Origin of the sequence: Streptomyces sp. NPDC048436, from assembly GCF_043200355.1 — a bacterium.
Classification (GTDB): domain Bacteria; phylum Actinomycetota; class Actinomycetes; order Streptomycetales; family Streptomycetaceae; genus Streptomyces.
In genome coordinates this window covers 277,270-296,640 of sequence record NZ_JBICXP010000001.1, presented here as the reverse complement: position 1 = coordinate 296,640, position 19,371 = coordinate 277,270, and the positions used below count along the sequence as shown (strand labels likewise).

Below are 19,371 nucleotides of genomic sequence, written 5' to 3'. Positions count from 1 at the left end.
GCCACGGGTCTGGTTACGGAACCCTGAACGTCTCCCCGTACACCTTCCACGTCAGTGGCGTCTTCAGGGCCAGATTGCCGTCGTAGAGGAACTGGCGCTGCGCCGTGTCCACGCGTGTCGTGTCGTGGTGCGCCTTCTCGGACTTCATCGCCGTGCGGCGGATGTCCAGGAAGATGTCGAGGTACGCCTTCTCCTTGCCGTCCTGCGCGGGAGTGTTCGCCTCCTTGAGCGCCTTCTCGCGCAGGCCGTAGAAGCCGTTCGGTCCGGTGCCGGGGCCGTGCAGCACCATCGCGTCGTAGTAGATGAACTGCCCGAGCGTGCCGAGCCCGTCGAGCTTGGCGAGACGGACCGCCGGGTCGAAGTAGATGCGGTCGCGCGCGGTGTTCTGGGCCTTGCGGAACGCGGGCTTGTCGGCCTCCGCCTTCCAGGCCTTGGTGAAGCCGGGGTCCAGGCCTTCGTGCGAGTCGCTGCCGTCGACCTTGCGCAGGGCGGGCAGATAGCGGGCGAGGCCGTTGTCCGGGTGGTCCTTCGTGTACCGCTCGACGAGGGTGAGCAGGTCGTGCGTACCGGTGCAGAAGCCGATGATCCCCGCGGTGTAGCCGTGGCTGTCGCCTATGTCCTCTATGTAGCCGTACTGCCCGCGCCAGTTCAGCGTGGAGTTCTCCGCGCTCGCGATCAGCTTCTGGGCCAGATCCTTCTTCGCGGGCGCCGCGAGCCCCGCGGGGAGGTCCGCGATCAGCTCGTCGTCGGCCTTGATCTCGGCCGACGACTTGTCCTTGTCGTAGGGCCGCTGGGTGCCGGGCGCCTTCTGGCCGCCCGCGGCGTCACCGCTGTCCGAGTCCCCGCCCATGAGGTAGACGGCGACCGTGGCGAGCGGGGCGACGGCGAGAAGAAGGAGGCCTGCACGTTTCATTCGGCCAAGATTACGTGCGGTTGTGCGGTAGCGCGCCTTCCGGATCCTGCTCTATTGACTAATAGTCAATTTCGCATCAGTCTCGGGAGCCGTACCCGGTCATGGGAGGCCCTATGAGCACCGAAGCGCGGGAGCAGCTCGGCAAGGAGCTGCGGGACGAACCACCGGAGTCCTTCGGCCAGTTGGCGCCCGAAGAGCTCGCCACGCTCGCCGATGCCTTGCGGCGTGAGCGCCAGAAGCGGGCCGCAGGCCTCAACGAAGCCGCCGAGGAGGCGCTGAAACTGGTGCCGGCGCTCGCACGCGGTCCGGTCCGCCGGATTCTGTTCCGATAGGGAGGCAGTGGGCCATGGACAAGCTACGCGGCAGGGCGGAGACCCTGAAGATCGCCCGTCTGCTGGACGTCGAGCCGGCCGAGCTCGCCTTCCTCCAGACGCTGCCTGTGGACGACGTACGCCGCTTCCGCGAGGAATGCGTCGCGGCGCTTTTCGACCGTACGCCCGAGATGCTGGACCGCATCGCGTCCGCGACGAAGCTGGTGCCCGCCGGGGTCGCCGCCGCGATCTCGCAGAAGGCCCTGGGCCCGCGGCTCGCCGCCGGGGTCGCAGGGCGCCTCGAACCGACGCGGGCCGCCGACATCATCGAGAAACTGCCGGTGGCCTTCACCGCCGAGTCGTGCGGACACCTCGACCCGCGCCGCATCAAGGGCATCGTCGACCGGCTCGACGAGGGCCTGGTCGTGCGGATCGCGGTGGCGCTCGCCGAGCGGGGCGACTACCTGACGATGGGCCGGTTCGTCGGCTACCTCCGGGACTCCGCGCTGAGCCGGATCCTGCCGCAGGTGGACGATGCCGCGGTCCTGCGGACCGGCTTCACGATCGACGTCCCCGAACGGCTCGGCCAGATCATCGAGCTGATGGGCGCGGAGCGGCTCGCCTCGGTCATCGCCTCGGCGTCGGGGGAGGGGCTGTGGCCCGAGGCGCTGGCCGTCGCCGGCATGGTGACGGGAGAGCAGCGTTCCCGCATCGCCTCGCTTGCGGCGGCGCAGCCGCAGGACCGGCTCGACTCGCTGGTCACGACGGTTTCGGAACAGGACCTGTGGGAGTCACTGCTGCCGCTGGTCGCGCTCCTCGGGGAGGAGGAACGCCGGGCGGTCGCGGTGCTTCCTTCGCTGCGGGACGCGGAGGTGCTGGGCGGGGTCGTGCGGGCGGTGGTGGTGACGGGGCTGTGGGCGGAGTTCCTGCCGCTGGTGGAGCTGCTGCCGGAGGAGTCCCGCAAGGTGGTCGCCGACGCTGCGGGGGCGCTGCCCGCGGCTGACCTGGACGCGCTTGCCCTGGAGGTGGACAAGCGGGACCTGTGGGAACTGGTCATGCCGCTGGTCGAGTTGATGGACGACGACGCGAAGACGCGGATCTTTGAGCTGCCGGCGTTTCAGGGGCAGGCGTAGGCCCGGAGCCTTGCATGCCGTCATCACCGGCTCCGCCGAGTTCGTCCTCAAACGCCGGACGGGCTGAGAACCAGCCCGTCCGCCCCCTCACCCCGCCGTCGACCCCCCGTCCACCGCGAACTCCGCCCCCGTGATGTACGACGACGCCTCCGAGGCAAGGAAGAGGACCAGCTCCCCCACCTCCTCGGGGCGTCCCATCCGGCCCAGCGGCAGATGGGACCAGTCCCGCCCCGCGGAGGCCGCGGAAATCATCGGGGTGTCAACAGCCCCGGGGTGAACGGAGTTGACCCGCACCCCGTACCCCGCGAGGTCGAGCGCCGAGGACCGGGTCAGCCCCCGCAGCCCGAACTTCGTCGAACCGTACGCCGCATGCCCCGGTATCCCCACGAGCCCAGCAGTCGACGACACGTTCACGATCGAACCGCCGCCCGCCTCCCTCAGCGCGGGCAGCACCGCCTGGATGCCCAGGAAGGGACCCAGCAGATTGACCCGGAGCAGGGTCTCGAAGTTCTCGTACGTCTCGTGCTCCACGGAAGCCGTCCGCCACAGCGCGGCATTGTTGACGAGGGCGTCCAGGCGGCCGAAGGCCTCCACCCCGGCCGCCACGGCCGACGACCAGCTCTTGGCGTCCGTGACGTCATGACGTACGAAAAGGCCCTGCGAACCAAGGGACTCGGCGACCTCGCGCCCCTCCTCCTCCCGCACGTCCGTGACCACGACCCGCGCCCCGGCCTCGGCGAAGAGCCGCGCCTCCGCGGCCCCCTGGCCCCGGCCCGCGCCGGTGATCAGGACAGCCTTGCCCTCAAGTCCGTAAGAGATCACGTCACCCCTCCAGCCTCGCTCACGCCCTAGCCGACCATCCGCTCCCGCAGCGCGAGAATCGTCCGTGCGTCAAGTCCGAGCCCCTTCGTCAGATAGCCGTTGAGGCTGCCGTACTTCTGCCTCACCTCGGTCAGCGCCGCCTCCAGATAGCCGGTGCGGACCTCCTGGAGCGGGATGAGCAGATCGGGATTCTGCATCAGACCGGCCTGCCTCAGGCCGTCGCGCACCTTCGCGTCGTACGCGGCCCGGTAGGTGTTGGACGCCAGGAAGTCGCCCACGACCGTCTGCTCGGGGACGCCGATGGCGCGCAGCAGCAGATAGCTGGTCCAGCCGGTACGGTCCTTGCCGGCCGTGCAGTGGTAGAGCAGCGGTGACGAGTCGCCGCCGCGCGCGATGTCGCGCAGGGTCGCCGCGAACTGCGCGCGGTTCGAGTCGTCGGTGACGAAGGTGCGGTAGACGCCGCGCATGAAAGCGTCCGCCTTGCCGTTGCCGAGCATCTCCTCCTGCTTGACCGGGTCCCTGGAGCCGATCACGGTCATCAGCGTCGCGAAGAGGCCGTTGTCGCTGATCGCCCGTGACGTCACGGCGAGCCCGGCGGGCAGCCGGTCGGCCCCGTCGTACTGGACCTCGGCGGGCACCCGGAAGTCGACGACCTTCTTCAGACGCAGCCCGGCGAGGGTGGCGACATCGGCGTCGGTGAGCTTCGCAAGGGCATCGGCGCGGAACACCTGCCCGTAGCGGACGCGCTCGCCGTCGTAGGTGCGGTAGCCGCCCAAGTCCCTTACGTTCACGGCGCCTTGGAGAGGGATGAGGCGTACCCCGTCGGATGCGGGGCGGGAGTGGTGCGGTGCGTGCCGCGCCGTGCTTCGCTCGGGAGCGGTGGGTTCGGCGTGGGCCGCCCAGGCGGGCAGGGTGCCCAGGGCGAGGGCGGAGATCGCGACTCCGACTGCCGTACGGGTGCGGGTGATGCGCATTGGGCCGCCTTCCTCGGTAGCGGTCGCCATGGCCACTCGTCGCTCAACCAAGCGATTGTTTGGTTGGAAGGTAGCGGGGCGCCCTGACACAGGGAAGATGCGTGGGGCAGGTATCTGGCCGGGGGTGGTGCTGCCGAGTGGAGTAAGGGGCTCCGCTTCGGCCCCCATGCGGCGCGAGAGGCCCGGAAGCATCGCGTCCCTCGTCCGTGTTAGGCTTATGCGTCGCAGTTTTGGTACCCATGAACTTTGTGTGCGCCTGACGGGAACGCTCCGAGGGCGCACTATTGTTTTCTTCCGGTCTCTCCGGGATGGGGGTCATTGCAGCGCTGGAAATCCACAATTCCGTGGTTTTCCTTTTCTGCCCCTGTTGAGGAGATTGACATGGCAACTGGCACCGTTAAGTGGTTCAACGCTGAAAAGGGCTTCGGCTTCATCGAGCAGGACGGCGGCGGCCCCGACGTCTTCGCCCACTACTCGAACATCGCGTCCTCGGGCTTCCGTGAGCTCCTCGAGGGCCAGAAGGTCTCCTTCGACGTCACGCAGGGCCAGAAGGGCCTGCAGGCCGAGAACATCGTTCCCGCCTGATCGTCGTAGCACGCGAACCTCATAGCCGGGGCCCGCACCAGGAAGGTGCGGGTCCCGGCTTGTGCTGTCACCAGGTCCAGGAAGGCATTTCCGTATGAATCGCTCCGAACGCCCCGCACGTCCTGCCCGCGGGCGCTCCACGAACGCACGCGGAAAGGCCCCGGTGGCCGGAGGCGGCCAGGCGAAGGGCGCCGCGAAGAAGCCCGGCCGCGCCAAGGCCAAGCCCGTCGGCGGTGAATTCGCGCTGCCCGAGAGCACCACGCCCGCACTCCCCGCGGTCGAGGCGTTCGCCGACCTGGACATGCCCGAGGCCCTCCTGAAGACGCTGGCCGCGCAGGGCGTGACCGAGCCCTTCCCGATCCAGGCAGCCACGCTCCCCAACTCCCTCGCCGGCCGTGACATCCTCGGCCGCGGCCGTACCGGCTCCGGCAAGACCCTCGCCTTCGGCCTCGCGCTCCTCGCCCGCACCGCGGGCCGCCGCGCCGAGCCGCGCTCTCCGCTCGCCCTCGTCCTGGTTCCTACGCGTGAGCTCGCGCAGCAGGTGACGGACGCGCTGACGCCGTACGCGACGTCCGTGAACCTGCGGATGTCGACCGTGGTCGGCGGCCTCTCCATCACCAAGCAGGCGGGTACGCTCCGCCGCGGCGCCGAGATCATGGTGGCGACCCCCGGCCGCCTCAAGGACCTCATCGAGCGCGGCGACGCCGACCTCTCGCAGGTGCGCACGACGGTCCTCGACGAGGCCGACCAGATGGCCGACATGGGCTTCATGCCGCAGGTCACCGCGCTTCTGAAGCAGGTCGAGCAGGGCGGCCAGACGATGCTCTTCTCCGCCACGCTCGACAAGAACATCGACCGTCTGGTCCGGATGTTCCTGACGGACCCGGTGGTGCACTCGGTCGACCCGTCCGCGGGCGCGGTCACGACGATGGAACACCACCTTCTGTACGTCGCCGACGAGACCGACAAGAAGGCAGTGGCCCTCCGTATCGCCGCCCGAGAGGGCCGGGTGATCCTCTTCCTGGACACCAAGCGAGCCGTGGACCGCTTCACCAAGCGGCTGCTGGCCGCTGGTGTGCGGGCGTCCGGTCTGCACGGCGGCCGTTCGCAGCCGCAGCGCAACCGGACCCTTGACCAGTTCAAGACCGGGCAGGTCACCGCGCTGGTCGCCACCAACGTGGCGGCGCGCGGCATCCACGTCGACGACCTCGACCTGGTCGTGAACGTCGACCCGCCGACCGACCACAAGGACTACCTCCACCGCGGCGGCCGTACGGCACGCGCGGGGGAGTCCGGCAGCGTCGTCACCCTCGTCCTGCCGGACGAGAAGCGCGAGATGACGCGGCTGATGTCCGACGCGGAGATCAGTCCGAGGACGGCGCGGGTGAAGTCCACGGACGAGGAGCTTTCGCGGATCACGGGTGCGCGGGAGCCGTCCGGGGTGCCGGTGGTCATCGACGTCCCGCAGCAGCAGCAGGCTTCGCCGCAGCGGGGGCGGCGGCGTCCTGCCGGGCAGGGTGGTGGGGGCCAGCGTCGCTCCCGCCCCCAGGGGTCGACCACCCAGGGCCAGGCCTCGCAGGGCCAGGGCCAGGGCCAGGGTCAGTCCAGGACTCGCTCGCAGTCCCAGGGCCAGGGTCAGGGTCAGTCCAGGACCCGGTCCCAGTCCCAGGGCCAGTCCAGGTCCCAGCCGCAGGGCGGCGGCAGCGGTGCCGGTGCCGGGGGCGGGCGTGGCCGCGGGGGCGCGGGGCGCCGGGCCGCGTAGCCCCGGGGGCGGGGGTGCCGCCGGGATTTTCAGCTCCCGGGGGTTGTCCTGCCGAACGGGCCTCTCCCACCCACCCGCCCGATTGCCCCGCATCCACCCGCACCGAACAGACCTTTCCCGCCCACCCGCCCGATTGCCCCGCGGTGCTCGCGGGCGGGCAGCCCCCACCCGGTCGCAGTCGGCAGCGCTCGCGAGGGGACGTGTCGGTATGTCTGCCCGGAGCACGGTGAGCCGGACTCCGGAGCCGGAGTGGCCCGGCGTTCGGACCGTGATGGCGAGGACGGACATACCGGCGCGGCCCCGCCCCACAGGCGAACAGGCACCGCACCCCGGTCACCCCGCACCCCTGTCACCCCGCACCCCGGCCCCGCCCCCAAGACGGGCCGCGTCGGCGGGGGATCCGCCACCAGTAACCGGAGCACAGAGGAGGAGGCCCCCCATGGCCGAGAAGTCGAAGCCGCGGCACAAGCCCCCGCGTGAGCGCGAGCGTCAGCCCGAGCGCACGCTGCTACCCCTGGCCGCCGACGACCGCCAAGACCTCCGCGCCGACTGCGGCAACTGCTTCGGCCTCTGCTGCGTAGCGCTCACCCTCTCGAAGTCCGCCGACTTCCCCGTCAACAAGCCCGCCGGCACCCCCTGCATCAACCTCCAGCAGGACTCCCGCTGCGGCATCCATCAGAACCTCCGCCAGAAGGGGTTCTCGGGCTGCACGGTCTACGACTGCTTCGGCGCGGGCCAGAAGGTCTCCCAGACCACCTTCGACGGCACCGACTGGCGACAGGACCCGGACACCGCCCGCCAGATGTTCGACGTCTTCCCGGTGATGCGCCAACTCCACGAACTGCTCTGGTACTTGACGGAAGCGCTCACGCTCCCACAGACCGGCCCGATCGAAGCGGAACTCAGCCGCGCACGGGAAAAGACCGAGCGACTCACCCAGGGCACCCCCGCCGCCATCGCCGAGACGGACGTCGCCACGCACCGCGAGGACGTCAACGTCCTCCTCCTGCGCACCAGCGAACTCGTCCGCGAGGGCATCCGCCGGAAGAAGAAGGACCGCCGGGGAGCCGACCTGTTCGGCGCCAGGCTGAAGGGCGCCGACCTCCGAGGCGTCACCCTCCGCGGCGCGTACCTCATCGCCGCCGACCTCCGCGGCGCGGACCTCCGCGAGACCGACCTGATCGGCGCGGACTTCCGGGACGCGGACCTGCGGGGCGCCGATCTCACCGGCAGCATCTTCCTGACCCAGTCGCAGGTGAACGCGGCAAAGGGCGACGCGGAGACGAAACTGCCGCCGTCCTTGGCCCGCCCCGCGCACTGGGGCTGAGAGCACTGGGCCTGAGGGGAACCAAGGCCGCAGAAAGCCAGGGGCTTACGTATCGCACTCCAGCACAGTCCGGCACACCCCACACCGCGCCCGCACCCGCCCCTGAGCAGGCAACCGGATCCGCTGCTGACACGTAGGGCAGGGGAACGAGACCCGCAGAGGCTCGGCGGCCCCGCCTGGCCCGCGGGAGAACGAGTACACCCCGCCGTCCCGAAGCGAGGCCCCCGCCGCCGCTCCACCGGAGCCCCGCCCCTCCGCCGACCGCCGATCCTTCGCGTACCGCCTCCGCCCCGCCCACCCCGCAGCCGTCAACGGCGGCTGCTGCTCGTCGCGCCGGGCCTGCGCGAGGCCCTTCGTATAGGCGGTGTACGCCTGCGCGCTCGTGAACCACGTCTCCGGTGCCTCACCGAAGGCAATGGCCCGTTTGGCGAGTACGTATCCGAACTCCTCCGGCGTGAGATAGCCGAGCTTCTGCGACGAGACGCCGTCCTCCCGATAGGCGTCGAGCAGTAGCCAGCCCGCCCCCAGATAGGTCGTGGCGGTATCGGTGAGGATTTCGTTGTCGCGCGTGCCGGGGAATGCCAGATCGAGCCGGTGCAGATACACGTGCATGACTTCGTGGGCGAGCGCCGCGCCGATGTCCCTGCGGTGCGTACGGAACCGGTCGTTGAGTTCGATGAAGTACTCGGGCCCCGCGGCGAGTTCGACGTACGCCGCGTGTTCCATCTCGCGGAAGCTGACGATCATGCGGGCGTCCGGCAGCCGGAGGTGCCGCACCATCTCGCGGGCCACCCGCTGCACGCCCAGATGCAGATCGTCCTGGTCGCAGAAGGCGACGTCGGCCGGGGCGATGCTGGTGTCGAAGGTGTGGACGGTGTCGTACGAGAGGCGCTTGTAGAGCGCGGTGATGGCGGAGCGCACCGTCTCCAGGTGGGGATAGCCATGTACCACCGGTCCGCCGTCCGTCACGCCAGTACCCCCCTGGAGACGTTTCAACTCGCCTCCACTGTAAGGCGGGTGCTCAGGCGGGTGCTCAGGCGGTCGCCAAGGTCGCTCCGATTGACGGAACCAGGCCATACGGGGTCGCTGGCCGAAAACCGCCCCTTGCTCTATGCGGACACCGATCTCCATAATCCGCAACAACGCTTTGGCGGGCTCATGCCATTCTCGCGTTCGTCGCGGGGAGGGGATGGGTCCGCCGTCGCGTGCAACCCCCACAACCCCCCACGAACCCCCCACGAAGGGAACCCCGTTGAACACCAAGCTGCGTGGAGTCAAGAGAGCCGCAACCCTCGGTGCCATCGCCCTCGCCGCCGTCAGTCTCCAGCCCGTCGCCGCCTCCGCGGCCCCGCACCCCGGCCCCACTCCGGGTGAGCGCGTGGTCGGCGGTACCCCCGCCGAGCAGGGTGAGTTCCCGTTCATGGTCCGTCTGTCGATGGGCTGTGGCGGCGCGCTGTACGCCAAGGACATCGTGCTGACCGCCGCCCACTGTGTGGACGGTTCGGGCGACAACACGAGCATCACCGCCACCGGTGGTGTCGTGGACCTGGAGAGCGCGGACGCGATCAAGGTGAAGTCCACGAAGGTCCTGCAGGCGCCGGGTTACAACGGCAAGGGCAAGGACTGGGCGCTCATCAAGCTCGAGAAGCCGATCGACCAGCCCACGCTGAAGATCGCCAAGGACACCAAGTACAACGAGGGCGAGTTCGACATCGCCGGCTGGGGTGCCGACAAGGAGGGTGGCGAGCAGCAGCGCTACCTCCTCAAGGCGAAGGTCCCGTTCGTCAGCGACGCGGACTGCGAAGCCGCGTACGGGGCGGACCTCACGCCCGGCGAGGAGCTCTGCGCGGGGAACCTGGCGGAGGGCGGCACGGACACCTGCCAGGGTGACTCCGGTGGGCCCATGTTCCGCAAGGACGAGGCGGGCGAGTACGTCCAGGTGGGCATCGTGAGCTGGGGCAACGGCTGTGCGCAGCCGAAGTTCCCCGGGGTGTACACCGAGGTGTCGACGTTCGCCGGTGACATAGAGAAGGCGGCGTCGGAGCTCTGAGGTTCCGCTGGGCGCGGGGCCGGACCAGATCTTGGTTCGGCCCCGCGGTCGTGCGGTGCGGTCCTTCCTGATTCGGCCCGCGGTCGTGCGGTGTCTGTTCGTCTGTGGGGGCGGGGCCGCGCCGGTATGTCCGTCCTCGCCATCGTCCGGTGGCTGCGTGGGTGCTGCGGCACCCGGAGTGCCGCGAACCGTGCTCCGGGCGGAAATACCGACACGTCCCCTCGCGAGCGCTGCCGACTGCAGCCAATCGGTTGTGCTGCGGGGCAATCGGGTGGGTGGGCGGGAAAGCTTGTTCGTCCAGGGCTGGATGCGGGGTGAACGGGCGGGTGGGCGGGAAGGGCCTGTTCGGTGCCGGCACGTGCCGGGTGCGGTTAGTCCAAGACCTGTCACCCCTTTGTCCATGGGCGCAGAACTCCCTCCCGGCGCAGGGTGACCGCACCGAGATCCGTCCCACGGAGGGGTGCCATGCAGCAGCCGTCAGACACGTCCGGCCCAAGCCGCAGAGCCGTCGTCGCCACGGGAGCGCTGGCCGGAGCGGGCGCCTTCATCGGCCTCGGCGCCGGAACCGCCTCGGCAAAGGCGGGGGAGGCGGATGGGGAGGAGGAGGTCGTTCTTCGCTCCGGTGACCTGGCCGTGCGCGTCGCCACCGACTTTCCTCGCATCGTCTCGTACACCGACCGAGTGACCGGCGCCGTCCTGCACGCCGCCTCGGAAGCCGTCGCCACGCTTGTGGTGGACGACAAGACACACACCCCCGCCGTGACCCACACCGCCGGGGACGACCGCGTCGCGTACACCCTCAGCCTTGCCGGTGGCACCACCATCGCCGTCGAGATCTCCCTCAAGGGCCGCCACGTCCAGTGGCGGGTGACAGCCATCGACGACACCGACGCCCTGCGCGTGGGCACACTCCGCATTCCGGGCCTCGCCCTCCTCTCCGTACGCAGCGATCAGCCCGGTGCCACCCTCCTCGCCGCCAAGGTTCAGCTCGACAAGGCCAAGAGCGGCGACACCGAGGTCAAGCTGACACCGGACACCGCCGCCGAGGTGGCCACCGGATGCGCCTACGCCGTCGTCGCACACGACACGCTCGCTGGCGCCGTCGAGACCAACACCGTCTACGACAAGCCCACCAGCCAGGCCGGGACCACCTGGGACAACGGGCGGCTCTGGCGGGAGACCGTCAGGAAGAGCGGGTACGTGGAGGCGCGGTTGGCCCCCGGCCAGTGGACGCACCGTGCGGCCACCGCAGGCGTCGACGACACCGAGCCGCTGCCCTATGCCACGGTCGTCATCACCGGTGACCGCAACGGCGACGGCAAGGTCGACTGGCAGGACGCCGCCATCGCCTTCCGCGACATCATGGTGAAGCCGCTCGGCGCCGACGAGCAGCATCTGCGGGTCGTCCCGCACATTCCCTTCAACTTCGCGTCGCAGGCCACCAATCCGTTCCTCGCGACCCTCGACAACGTCAAGCGGATCCACTTGGCCACGGACGGGCTGCGGCAGTACACCTTGCTCAAGGGATATCAGTCCGAGGGGCATGACTCCGCGCACCCCGACTACGCGGGCAACTACAACACGCGCGCGGGCGGGCTGAGTGATCTCAATATCCTCGTCAGAGAAGGCAAGAAGTGGAACAGTGATTTCAGTGTGCATGTGAATGCCACCGAGTCCTATCCCGTCGCGAACGCCTTCTCCGAAAAGCTCGTCGACAAGGCCAATGAGCAGTGGGACTGGCTCGATCAGAGTTACCGCATCGACCAGCGAAGAGACCTGGTGTCCGGCGACATCATCAAGCGGTTCGCCGATCTGCGGGGCGAGGCCGATGGTGCGCTCAACGCCCTCTACATCGACGTCTTCCGTGAGTCGGGGTGGACATCCGACCGGCTGCAGCGCGCCTTTCGGGAGCAGGGCTGGATCGTCACCAGCGAATGGGGGCACGGCTTCGAGCGCTCCTCCCTCTGGTCGCACTGGGCGACGGAGACGGACTACGGGCCGGATACGTCACGGGGCATCAACTCCCGGCTGATCCGCTTCATCCGGAATCATCAGAAGGATGTCTTCGCCGACAAGTGGCCGACCCTTCTCGGCATTGCTCGCATGGGCAATTTCGAGGGGTGGGTCGGCAAGACCGATTGGAATTACTTCTACGATCTGATCTGGACCGATTCGCTGCCCGCAAAGTATCTCCAGGCCCATCCCATCAAGTCCTGGGGCGAGCACGAGATCACCTTCTTCGGGGAGGGCGGTACGGCGGTCTCCGACACCGGAGGTGTCCGCCGCATCGTCACAGACGGCCGTGTCGTCTATGACGGCGGCAGCTATCTGCTCCCCTGGGAGCCCCGCGAGGCCACCGACCCCGGCAAGCTCTACCACTACAACCCCGAGGGAGGTTCGGGGAGTTGGCGGCTGCCGCGTGGGTGGGCCGGGCTCGGCAAGGTGGCGTTGTACCGGCTCACCGATCAAGGGCGTGTCTTCGTCGCGGACGTTCCCGTGCGCGGCGGCAAGGTCACCCTCGATGCCAAGGCCAAGCAGCCGTACGTCCTCTACCGCAGGCGTACGGCGGCGCTGCCCGACCCCGGCTGGGGGCAGGCGACCCCGCTGTACGACCCTGGATTCAACTCCGGCTCCCTGGACGGCTGGAAGGTCTCCGGGCCGGCCTCCGTCGAGCTCAGTGAGCTCGGGGACCACGAACTCGTCGTCGCCGCGGGTGGCAAGGCCTCCGTCGGTCAGCGACTGCGGCGGCTGAAGGCCGGGGCGTATGTGGCCTCCGTACAGGTCGAGGTCGGGGAGAAGGCCGGTGAGGAGCGCAGGGCCTCCCTCGAAGTGCGTACGGCCGACGGTGTCACCGCCACCAACTGGACGCGCACCTCCACGGCGGGCAACTACGTGGCGGCCGACCGCAAGCACGGCACCCGCTTCCAGCGCATGTTCGTGCGCTTCACCGTCCCCCCGGGCGGTGGGTCGGCCGAGCTGACGCTCCGGGCCGGCGAGGGCCACGCGCGCGTGCGCTTCGACAATGTGCGCATCGTCCCCTCCGTGCGTGACGGCGCCCCCGTAGAGGGCCGGATTGTCTCCGAGAACTTCGAGCACGTCCCGCAGGGCTGGGGGCCCTTCGTCAAGGGCGACTCGGGAGCCGTCACCGACCCGCGTACGCACATCGCGCAACGCCACGCCCCCTTCACGCAGCGCGGCTGGAACGGCAAGGCCATCGACGACGTCGTCGACGGCTCGCAGTCGCTCAAGTCCCGCGGCGAGAACACCGGCCTCGTCTACCGCACCGTCCCGCACACCGCGCGCTTCGAGGCGGGCAAGCGCTACCGCGTCTCCTTCCGGTACGAGAACGAGAAGGCGGGGCAGTACGCCTGGATCACCGCCGTCGACGAACCCGCGGCCCGCGAACTCGACCGCAAGGAGCTGCCGGTAGCCGTCGAACCCACCCTCATCTCCTACGAGTTCACCGCCCCCACCGAGGGCGAGGCATGGGTCGGGCTGCGCAAGAGCGGGGACGACGGCACCGCGGAATTCGTCCTTGACGCCTTCGACGTACGCGAGGTCTAGGGGCCGCCTAGGGGAGGGCCGGGATGGGGGAGAGGCAAACAGCCCCCATCCCGGCCGCTCCCTCACCCGCCCCCTCCAGCTCAAGCACCCACACCTCATTGCTCCCCTCCCGCAGCACCACTCCAGGGACGTACAGCGAGAACTGCGGCCCCACCCCCCAGTAGCGCCCCAGATTGAAGCCGTTCACCCACACGAACCCCCGCCCCCAACCCGGCAGTTCAATCAGCGCGTCGCCCGGCCCGTGCACCTCCATCTGACCCCCGTACAGCCCGGGACGCCCACCGACGGACCCGCCGCCGGACCCGCCCTCGCCAAGCACCCCCCGCACCTTCTCCGCCTCGGAGAACGAGTCGAGCCGCAGCCCCGCCGCCTCCACCCCGTGCAGATACTGCCGCTCATGCAGCACCCCGCCCGTGATCCCCTTGGTCTCCCCGGTCCGCGGCCCGTAGTTGACCCGCCCCAGGGACTCCACCCACAGCTCCACGCGCGCGTGGCCCGCGACAGGCTCGGGAAGCGTCGGCTCCTCCTCGGTGAGGACACCCGCCCGCACCCCGTCCACGTACACCACGGCCCGGTCCCGCAGCCCCCGCACACTCAGGGGGTACGGCCGCCGCGGACCCGGCACGGTCAGCGTGTACCGGACCAGGCCGCGGTCCACGTCGAGCTCTTCGAAGGTGGGCGGTACGGCGTATTCCGCCACGGGGCCGCCGAGCGACTCCATGACGGCCGACAGCGGCGCCCACCGCGTCAGTTCCACCGAAGCGTGCTCCCCGAGCGAAGGCGGCGACGTCGGCAGATCCGGTAGCGGCCCCTCCGCGTACCGCGCGAGCACCTCGCGGAAGCGCCAGAACTTCTCCGTGGGGCGCCCGTACTCGTCGATGGGCGCGTCATAGTCGTACGAGGTGACGTCCGGCTCCAGGACCCCGTCGTGCAGGGCGCCGCCGCCCCGGTTCGCCCCCGCCCATCCGGCGAAGTTCGTGCCGCCGTGCGCCATGTAGAGGTTGACCGAAGCTCCGCACTCCAGGATCTCGCGCAACGCCTCCGCCGCGTCGCCCGCGTCCCGTACGACGTGCTCCGCGCCCCAGTGGTCGAACCAGCCGCACCAGAACTCCATGCACATCAGCGGCCCCTTGGGGCGGTGCACGCGCAGCGTGTCGAAGCCCGCGCGGGCCTGCGAGCCGAAGTTGGCCGTGGCCAGGACACCGGGGATGGAGCCGCCGGTGAGCATGTGGTCCTCAGGGCCGTCGGAGGTGAAAAGCGGCACGGTCACACCCTCGGTGCGCAGCAGCTCCGTGAGGCGGCGGAGGTAGACCTGGTCCGAGCCGTAGCTGCCGTACTCGTTCTCCACCTGCACCATGATCACGGGGCCGCCCCGGTCGTGCTGACGCGGGACGACCTCCCCCAGGAGGCGGCCGAACCAGCTGCCTACGTAGCCGAGATACTCCGGATCGCGGGTACGCGCGCGTGCCCCTACCGCGCCCGTCACCCAGTGCGGAAGGCCGCCGTTCTCCCACTCGGCGCAGATGTACGGGCCCGGCCGGACGATCGCCCACAGGCCCGCGTCCCTCGCGGCGTCCAGGAAGCGGCCGAGCGCCCCCACGTCACTGAACTCCCCGGGACGCGGCTCGTGCAGGTTCCACGGGACGTACGTCTCCACGCAGTTGAGCCCCATCGCCCGCAGCATCGCCAGGCGGTGCCCCCACTGCGCCTCGTGCACCCGAAAGTAGTGCAGCGCCCCGGAGAGCAGCCGTACGGGCCGCCCGTCCAGTTCGAAGTCGTCCTCGCCCACCCTGAAGCCGTCCATCGTGTCCCTCTCGCTCACGTACTGCTTCGCCACGATCACCTCTGGCGGGCGGCGGGGTCCATGGACAAAGATCGAGGCGGGTTGGACGCAGCGAGCGGGCCGCGGCCCGGACGGAAGGGGCAGAAGCGGATGTACCACACGTGGATGCGGTATTTCACGCCGAGCCCGGCCCACCACCGCCTCGGCCTTGCCTGCCTCGGCGTCGGCCTGCAGCACGGCACCCTGCCGACTGTGGGCCCGCGCACCCTCGACCACCACGTCGCCGTCGTCGTGAGCGCGGGCGGCGGCTGGTTCCAGGGGCCTGACGGCAGGCGTACGACGGTGACGGCGCCCGCGCTGATCTGGCTCACTCCCGGAGTGCGCCACCACTACGGGCCCGACCCGGAGACCGGCTGGGACGAGTGCTTCGTCGACTTCACCGGGCCCGCCACATCGACGTACACCGAACTCGGCTACATCGAACCCACCCGGCACGTCGTGCCGCTCTCCGACGCGACCGGCGCCCGGGCCGCCGTGGGGCGCATCGCGCGCGCGGCACGCCGCGGCAACCCCCTCCTGGAGGTGGAGACAGGCGCCGCGGTCCACGAACTGCTCGTCGCGCTGCGCCGGGCCCGCGCCGACATCGCCCCCGACGGCGACCCCGTGCTGCAAGCCCTGGCCCGCGACGCCTTCCAGCCACTTTCCGTCGCCGAACACGCGGCACGGCACGGCATGACCCCCGCCGAACTGCGCACGGCGGTGCGCCGCGGCGCGGGCTGCAGCCCCAAGGACTACCTCCTCGGCATCCGGCTCGGACGCGCCAAGGAGCTGCTCGCCGCCACGGAACTCCCGGTCGCGGCGGTCGCACGCCGCGTCGGCTACGACGACCCGGCCTACTTCTCGCGGCTCTTCACACGCCGCGTGGGAATGGCGCCCGTCCGCTTCCGCGACCAGCAAGGACGCACGGTCCCCGGCGGCTGGTCGCAACAGATACCCGATCCGGACGACCCGCCGATGGTGCGCTCTTCCGCCGTCGGCGGCGGCGGACCGGCAACGTAGGCTCGTGACCCATGACCACCAGCCACACAAGTGACGCGAACGGCGCCGGGGCCACGGACGAGGCCGTGCGCGCCGAGCTGTCCCGCCTGCGCGCCAGCATCGACAACATCGACGCCGCCGTCGTCCACATGCTCGCCGAACGCTTCAAATGCACCCAGCAGGTCGGCCACCTCAAGGCCGACCACCACCTCCCGCCCGCCGACCCGGCCCGCGAGGCCCGCCAGATCGAGCGCCTGCGCGAACTCGCGGAGAGCGCGAAGCTGGACCCGGCGTTCGCCGAGAAACTGCTGAACTTCATCATCGCGGAGGTCATCCGCCACCACGAGACGATCGCCAAGTCGGCCTGACGCGGGCCCGCTCCATCGCTCACGGCTGAGCCCCGATCTCCGGGCGCCCGCACCGTTGTCAGTGGCATCAGGCAGCATGGACCCATGCCCGTACTGACGCGCGACGAAGCGCAGACCCGAGCCCAGCTCATCGACGTCCAGCGGTACACGGTCGAGCTCGATCTGACGTGCGGAGCCGAGACCTTCGACTCCCGCACCGTCATCCGGTTCACGGTGCTAGGCGAGCCCGCCGCCGCGGTGGACACCTTCGTCGAGCTCAAGCCCGCCGAGCTGCGCTCCGTCACCCTGGACGGGCGGCCACTGGACCCGGAGGGCCTCGCCGACAACCGGCTCCCGCTCACCGGACTCACCGCGGGCGAGCACGAACTGCGCGTCGACGCGGCCATGCGCTACTCGCACACCGGCGAGGGCATGCACCGCTTCACCGACCCCACGGACGGCGAGACGTACACGTACACGCAGCTGTTCATGGAAGACGTGCAGCGCGTCTTCGCCGCCTTCGACCAGCCCGACCTGAAGGCCGTCTTCGAGCTCACCGTCACCGCCCCCGAAGACTGGACCGTCCTCGCGAACGGCGTCACCGAGGACATCGGCGGCGGCACCTGGCGGGCCGCGGCCACCCCGCTGATCTCCACCTACCTCGTCGCCGTCGCCGCGGGACCCTGGCACTCGGTCCGCACCGAACACCGCGGACTGCCCTTCGGCATCCACTGCCGCCGCTCCCTCGCGCCCTTCATGGACGCCGACGCCGACGAGATCTTCGACGTCACGCGCGCGTGCTACGACCGGTACCACGAGAAGTTCGAGGAGCCCTACCCCTTCGACTCCTACGACCAGGCGTTCGTCCCGGAGTTCAACGCGGGCGCCATGGAGAACCCCGGACTCGTCACCTTCCGCGACGAGTTCATCTACCGCTCCGCCGTCACCGAGACCGAGCGCCAGACCCGCGCCATGGTCATCGCCCACGAGATGGCCCACATGTGGTTCGGCGACCTCGTCACCCTCAAGTGGTGGGACGACATCTGGCTGAACGAGTCCTTCGCCGAGTACATGGGCTTCCAGACCACCGCCGAGGCCACCCGCTTCACCGACACCTGGACCGACTTCGGCGTCGCCCGCAAGGCCTGGGGGTACGACGCCGACCAGCGCCCCTCCACCCATCCCGTCGCGCCCGACCCCGACGCGGTGCCCGACACCGCGTCCGCGATGCTCAACTTCGACGGCATCTCGTACGCCAAGGGCGCCTCCGCCCTGCGCCAACTCGTCGCCTGGCTCGGCGAGAAGGACTTCCTCGCCGGCATCAACACCCACATCGCCCGGCACCGGTTCTCCAACGCCACCCTCGCCGACTTCATCGAGTCCCTCGCCCACGCCACCGACCGCGACGTGCACGGATGGGCCGCCGACTGGCTGCGCACGACCGGCGTCGACACACTCACCTCCACGGTCACGCACACCGCCCGGGAGTGGAGCCTCGCCGTCGACCGCGCAGGCAGCCGCCCCCACCGCATCTCCGTCGGGGTCTACGACCGCGACCTCGGCGACGCCCAGAGCCTCGTCCTGCGCGAGCGGTACGAGACGGACGTGCCCCGCTCCGCCCCCGTGGCGCCGCGCGACGGCGGGCGCCCCGCCCTGATCGTCCCGAACGACCAGGACCTCACGTACGCCAAGATCCGCCTCGACGAGGTCTCCCAGGAGACGGCCCTGCGCAGCCTCTCCAGCGTCCCGGACGCCCTCACCCGCGCCGTCCTCTGGAACGGCCTGCGCGACCAGGTCCGGGACGGTGAACTCCCGGGCGCCACCTATGTGGACACCGCCCGCGCGCACCTCCCCGCCGAGACGGATCTCGCCCTCGTCCAGGGCGTCCTCGCCTTCGCCACCACCTACGTAGCGGGCCGCTACCTCCCCGCCGCCGGGCGGACCGCCGCCCTCGCCACCCTCACCGAGCTGTGCCGCGACCTGATCCGGCGCACCGAGGACGGCTCCCACCCGGGGCTGCGGCTCACCGCCGTACGCGGCTTCATCGACGTGGCGACGCGGCCCGAACCCCTCCAGGCATGGCTCACCGAGGGCACCGTCCCCGGCGGCCCCGAACTCGACCCCGAGCTGCGCTGGCGCGCCCTGACCCGCCTCGCCGTCCTCGGCGCCGCCGACGAGGACGCGATCACCGCCGAGCTGGAGCGCGACCCCAGCGCCACCGGCCAGGAAGGCGCGGCCCGCTGCCGTGCCGCGCTGCCCGACCCCCAGGCCAAGCGCCGCGCATGGGAGGAGATGTTCGCCGCCGACGACCTCTCCAACTACCTCCTGACGGCCACCGCCCAGGGCTTCTGGCAGCCCGAACAGGCCGACCTCGTCCGGGAGTACATCCCGCGCTACTTCGAGGACGCGGTCGCCGTCGCGGCCAGGCGCGGCCCCGCCATCGCCGACGTCGCGGGCCGCTGGGCCTTCCCCGCCCCCATGGTCGACGCCGAGACCCTCCGCCTGGGCGAGCAGTGCCTGCGCGACGCCGCCCCCATCCCGGCCCTTCGCCGCAAGCTGGCCGACCAACTGGACGACCTGGCAAGGGCGTTGAGCGTCCGGGAGGCGACAGGGTCCTAGCCCGACGGCGCGAGGACCAGGTCCGCGGCCCTACCGCGGACCTGGTCCCGCCCGACGAACCCGCGGGGCCGTGCGGCCGGGCGCGGGGAACGGCGCGACAAGCCACGCCGAACCCGCGGAGACAGGAAGCCGCCCACCCCGCG

Annotated in this window: 15 protein-coding genes; 10 read left to right on the top strand and 5 right to left on the bottom strand. The window is 70.4% G+C overall.

The genetic code is table 11. The features are described from left to right. Nucleotides 1-13: 13 nt before the first annotated feature. Complete coding sequence (locus tag ACGFX9_RS01400; RefSeq protein WP_393463155.1) at nt 14-913, bottom strand: chitosanase; 900 nt, start codon at nt 911-913, stop codon at nt 14-16. Between the two features lie 113 nt (nt 914-1,026). On the opposite strand from ACGFX9_RS01400, the gene ACGFX9_RS01395 reads away from it, so the two are divergent. Together ACGFX9_RS01395 and ACGFX9_RS01390 are read left to right on the top strand one after the other, a co-directional pair. Next, nucleotides 1,027-1,245, top strand: coding sequence for a hypothetical protein (locus ACGFX9_RS01395; RefSeq protein ID WP_393463154.1), 219 nt, complete (start codon nt 1,027-1,029; stop codon nt 1,243-1,245). A 14-nt stretch (nt 1,246-1,259) separates the two neighbouring features. Continuing rightward, a complete protein-coding gene (locus ACGFX9_RS01390; protein ID WP_393463153.1) occupies nt 1,260-2,357 on the top strand; it encodes a hypothetical protein in 1,098 nt (365 codons plus the stop codon). 87 nt (nt 2,358-2,444) lie between these two features. Here ACGFX9_RS01390 and ACGFX9_RS01385 read toward each other — a convergent pair whose 3' ends face one another. Both ACGFX9_RS01385 and ACGFX9_RS01380 read right to left on the bottom strand, forming a co-directional pair. Continuing rightward, nucleotides 2,445-3,176, bottom strand: a complete 732-nt coding sequence (locus tag ACGFX9_RS01385; RefSeq protein ID WP_393465510.1) for an SDR family NAD(P)-dependent oxidoreductase — start codon at nt 3,174-3,176, stop codon at nt 2,445-2,447. 29 nt (nt 3,177-3,205) lie between these two features. Further along, nucleotides 3,206-4,153, bottom strand: a complete 948-nt coding sequence (locus ACGFX9_RS01380; RefSeq protein ID WP_393463152.1) for a tyrosine-protein phosphatase — start codon at nt 4,151-4,153, stop codon at nt 3,206-3,208. A 381-nt stretch (nt 4,154-4,534) separates the two neighbouring features. On the opposite strand from ACGFX9_RS01380, the gene ACGFX9_RS01375 reads away from it, so the two are divergent. The 3 genes from ACGFX9_RS01375 to ACGFX9_RS01365 all read left to right on the top strand — a co-directional run bounded on the left by ACGFX9_RS01375 (nt 4,535) and on the right by ACGFX9_RS01365 (nt 7,827). Beyond that, a complete protein-coding gene (locus ACGFX9_RS01375; RefSeq protein ID WP_160504463.1) occupies nt 4,535-4,738 on the top strand; it encodes a cold-shock protein in 204 nt (67 codons plus the stop codon). A 94-nt stretch (nt 4,739-4,832) separates the two neighbouring features. Continuing rightward, a complete protein-coding gene (locus ACGFX9_RS01370) occupies nt 4,833-6,500 on the top strand; it encodes a DEAD/DEAH box helicase (RefSeq protein ID WP_393463151.1) in 1,668 nt (555 codons plus the stop codon). 439 nt (nt 6,501-6,939) lie between these two features. Continuing rightward, on the top strand, nt 6,940-7,827 hold the full coding sequence (locus ACGFX9_RS01365) for a pentapeptide repeat-containing protein (protein WP_393463150.1): 888 nt from the start codon (nt 6,940-6,942) through the stop codon (nt 7,825-7,827). 45 nt (nt 7,828-7,872) lie between these two features. Here ACGFX9_RS01365 and ACGFX9_RS01360 read toward each other — a convergent pair whose 3' ends face one another. Continuing rightward, nucleotides 7,873-8,796: a hypothetical protein gene (locus ACGFX9_RS01360; protein ID WP_393463149.1), complete on the bottom strand. Its 924-nt coding sequence runs from the start codon at nt 8,794-8,796 to the stop codon at nt 7,873-7,875. A 283-nt stretch (nt 8,797-9,079) separates the two neighbouring features. Here ACGFX9_RS01360 and ACGFX9_RS01355 point away from each other — a divergent pair, with 283 nt between their 5' ends. Next, complete coding sequence (locus ACGFX9_RS01355) at nt 9,080-9,877, top strand: S1 family peptidase (RefSeq protein ID WP_393463148.1); 798 nt, start codon at nt 9,080-9,082, stop codon at nt 9,875-9,877. Nucleotides 9,878-10,342: 465 nt separating this feature from the next. Next, the gene (locus ACGFX9_RS01350) at nt 10,343-13,441 is read left to right on the top strand and encodes an endo-alpha-N-acetylgalactosaminidase family protein (protein WP_393463147.1); all 3,099 of its coding nucleotides are present in this window, start codon (nt 10,343-10,345) and stop codon (nt 13,439-13,441) included. Between the two features lie 7 nt (nt 13,442-13,448). Here the strand turns inward: ACGFX9_RS01350 and ACGFX9_RS01345 are convergent, their stop codons facing one another. After that, entirely contained in the window at nt 13,449-15,245 is a 1,797-nt protein-coding gene (locus tag ACGFX9_RS01345) for a beta-galactosidase family protein (protein ID WP_393465507.1), read from the bottom strand. 129 nt (nt 15,246-15,374) lie between these two features. Here ACGFX9_RS01345 and ACGFX9_RS01340 point away from each other — a divergent pair, with 129 nt between their 5' ends. The 3 genes from ACGFX9_RS01340 (at nt 15,375) to pepN (ending at nt 19,228) form a co-directional block, all read left to right on the top strand. Next, complete coding sequence (locus tag ACGFX9_RS01340; RefSeq protein ID WP_393463146.1) at nt 15,375-16,283, top strand: helix-turn-helix domain-containing protein; 909 nt, start codon at nt 15,375-15,377, stop codon at nt 16,281-16,283. Nucleotides 16,284-16,294: 11 nt separating this feature from the next. Further along, nucleotides 16,295-16,630, top strand: a complete 336-nt coding sequence (locus tag ACGFX9_RS01335; RefSeq protein ID WP_393463145.1) for a chorismate mutase — start codon at nt 16,295-16,297, stop codon at nt 16,628-16,630. 84 nt (nt 16,631-16,714) lie between these two features. Continuing rightward, the gene (gene pepN, locus ACGFX9_RS01330; protein WP_393463144.1) at nt 16,715-19,228 is read left to right on the top strand and encodes an aminopeptidase N; all 2,514 of its coding nucleotides are present in this window, start codon (nt 16,715-16,717) and stop codon (nt 19,226-19,228) included. The last annotated feature ends 143 nt before the right edge of the window (nt 19,229-19,371 follow it).

Bases quoted from the DNA above. Each gene is read 5' to 3' on its own strand.
- ACGFX9_RS01400 (WP_393463155.1), bottom strand. From the start codon at position 913: ATGAAACGTGCAGGCCTCCTTCTTCTCGCCGTCGCCCCGCTCGCCACG.
- ACGFX9_RS01395 (WP_393463154.1), top strand. From the start codon at position 1,027: ATGAGCACCGAAGCGCGGGAGCAGCTCGGCAAGGAGCTGCGGGACGAA.
- ACGFX9_RS01390 (WP_393463153.1), top strand. From the start codon at position 1,260: ATGGACAAGCTACGCGGCAGGGCGGAGACCCTGAAGATCGCCCGTCTG.
- ACGFX9_RS01380 (WP_393463152.1), bottom strand. From the start codon at position 4,153: ATGCGCATCACCCGCACCCGTACGGCAGTCGGAGTCGCGATCTCCGCC.
- ACGFX9_RS01375 (WP_160504463.1), top strand. From the start codon at position 4,535: ATGGCAACTGGCACCGTTAAGTGGTTCAACGCTGAAAAGGGCTTCGGC.
- ACGFX9_RS01370 (WP_393463151.1), top strand. From the start codon at position 4,833: ATGAATCGCTCCGAACGCCCCGCACGTCCTGCCCGCGGGCGCTCCACG.
- ACGFX9_RS01365 (WP_393463150.1), top strand. From the start codon at position 6,940: ATGGCCGAGAAGTCGAAGCCGCGGCACAAGCCCCCGCGTGAGCGCGAG.
- ACGFX9_RS01350 (WP_393463147.1), top strand. From the start codon at position 10,343: ATGCAGCAGCCGTCAGACACGTCCGGCCCAAGCCGCAGAGCCGTCGTC.
- ACGFX9_RS01345 (WP_393465507.1), bottom strand. From the start codon at position 15,245: ATGGACGGCTTCAGGGTGGGCGAGGACGACTTCGAACTGGACGGGCGG.
- ACGFX9_RS01340 (WP_393463146.1), top strand. From the start codon at position 15,375: ATGTACCACACGTGGATGCGGTATTTCACGCCGAGCCCGGCCCACCAC.
- ACGFX9_RS01335 (WP_393463145.1), top strand. From the start codon at position 16,295: ATGACCACCAGCCACACAAGTGACGCGAACGGCGCCGGGGCCACGGAC.
- pepN (WP_393463144.1), top strand. From the start codon at position 16,715: ATGCCCGTACTGACGCGCGACGAAGCGCAGACCCGAGCCCAGCTCATC.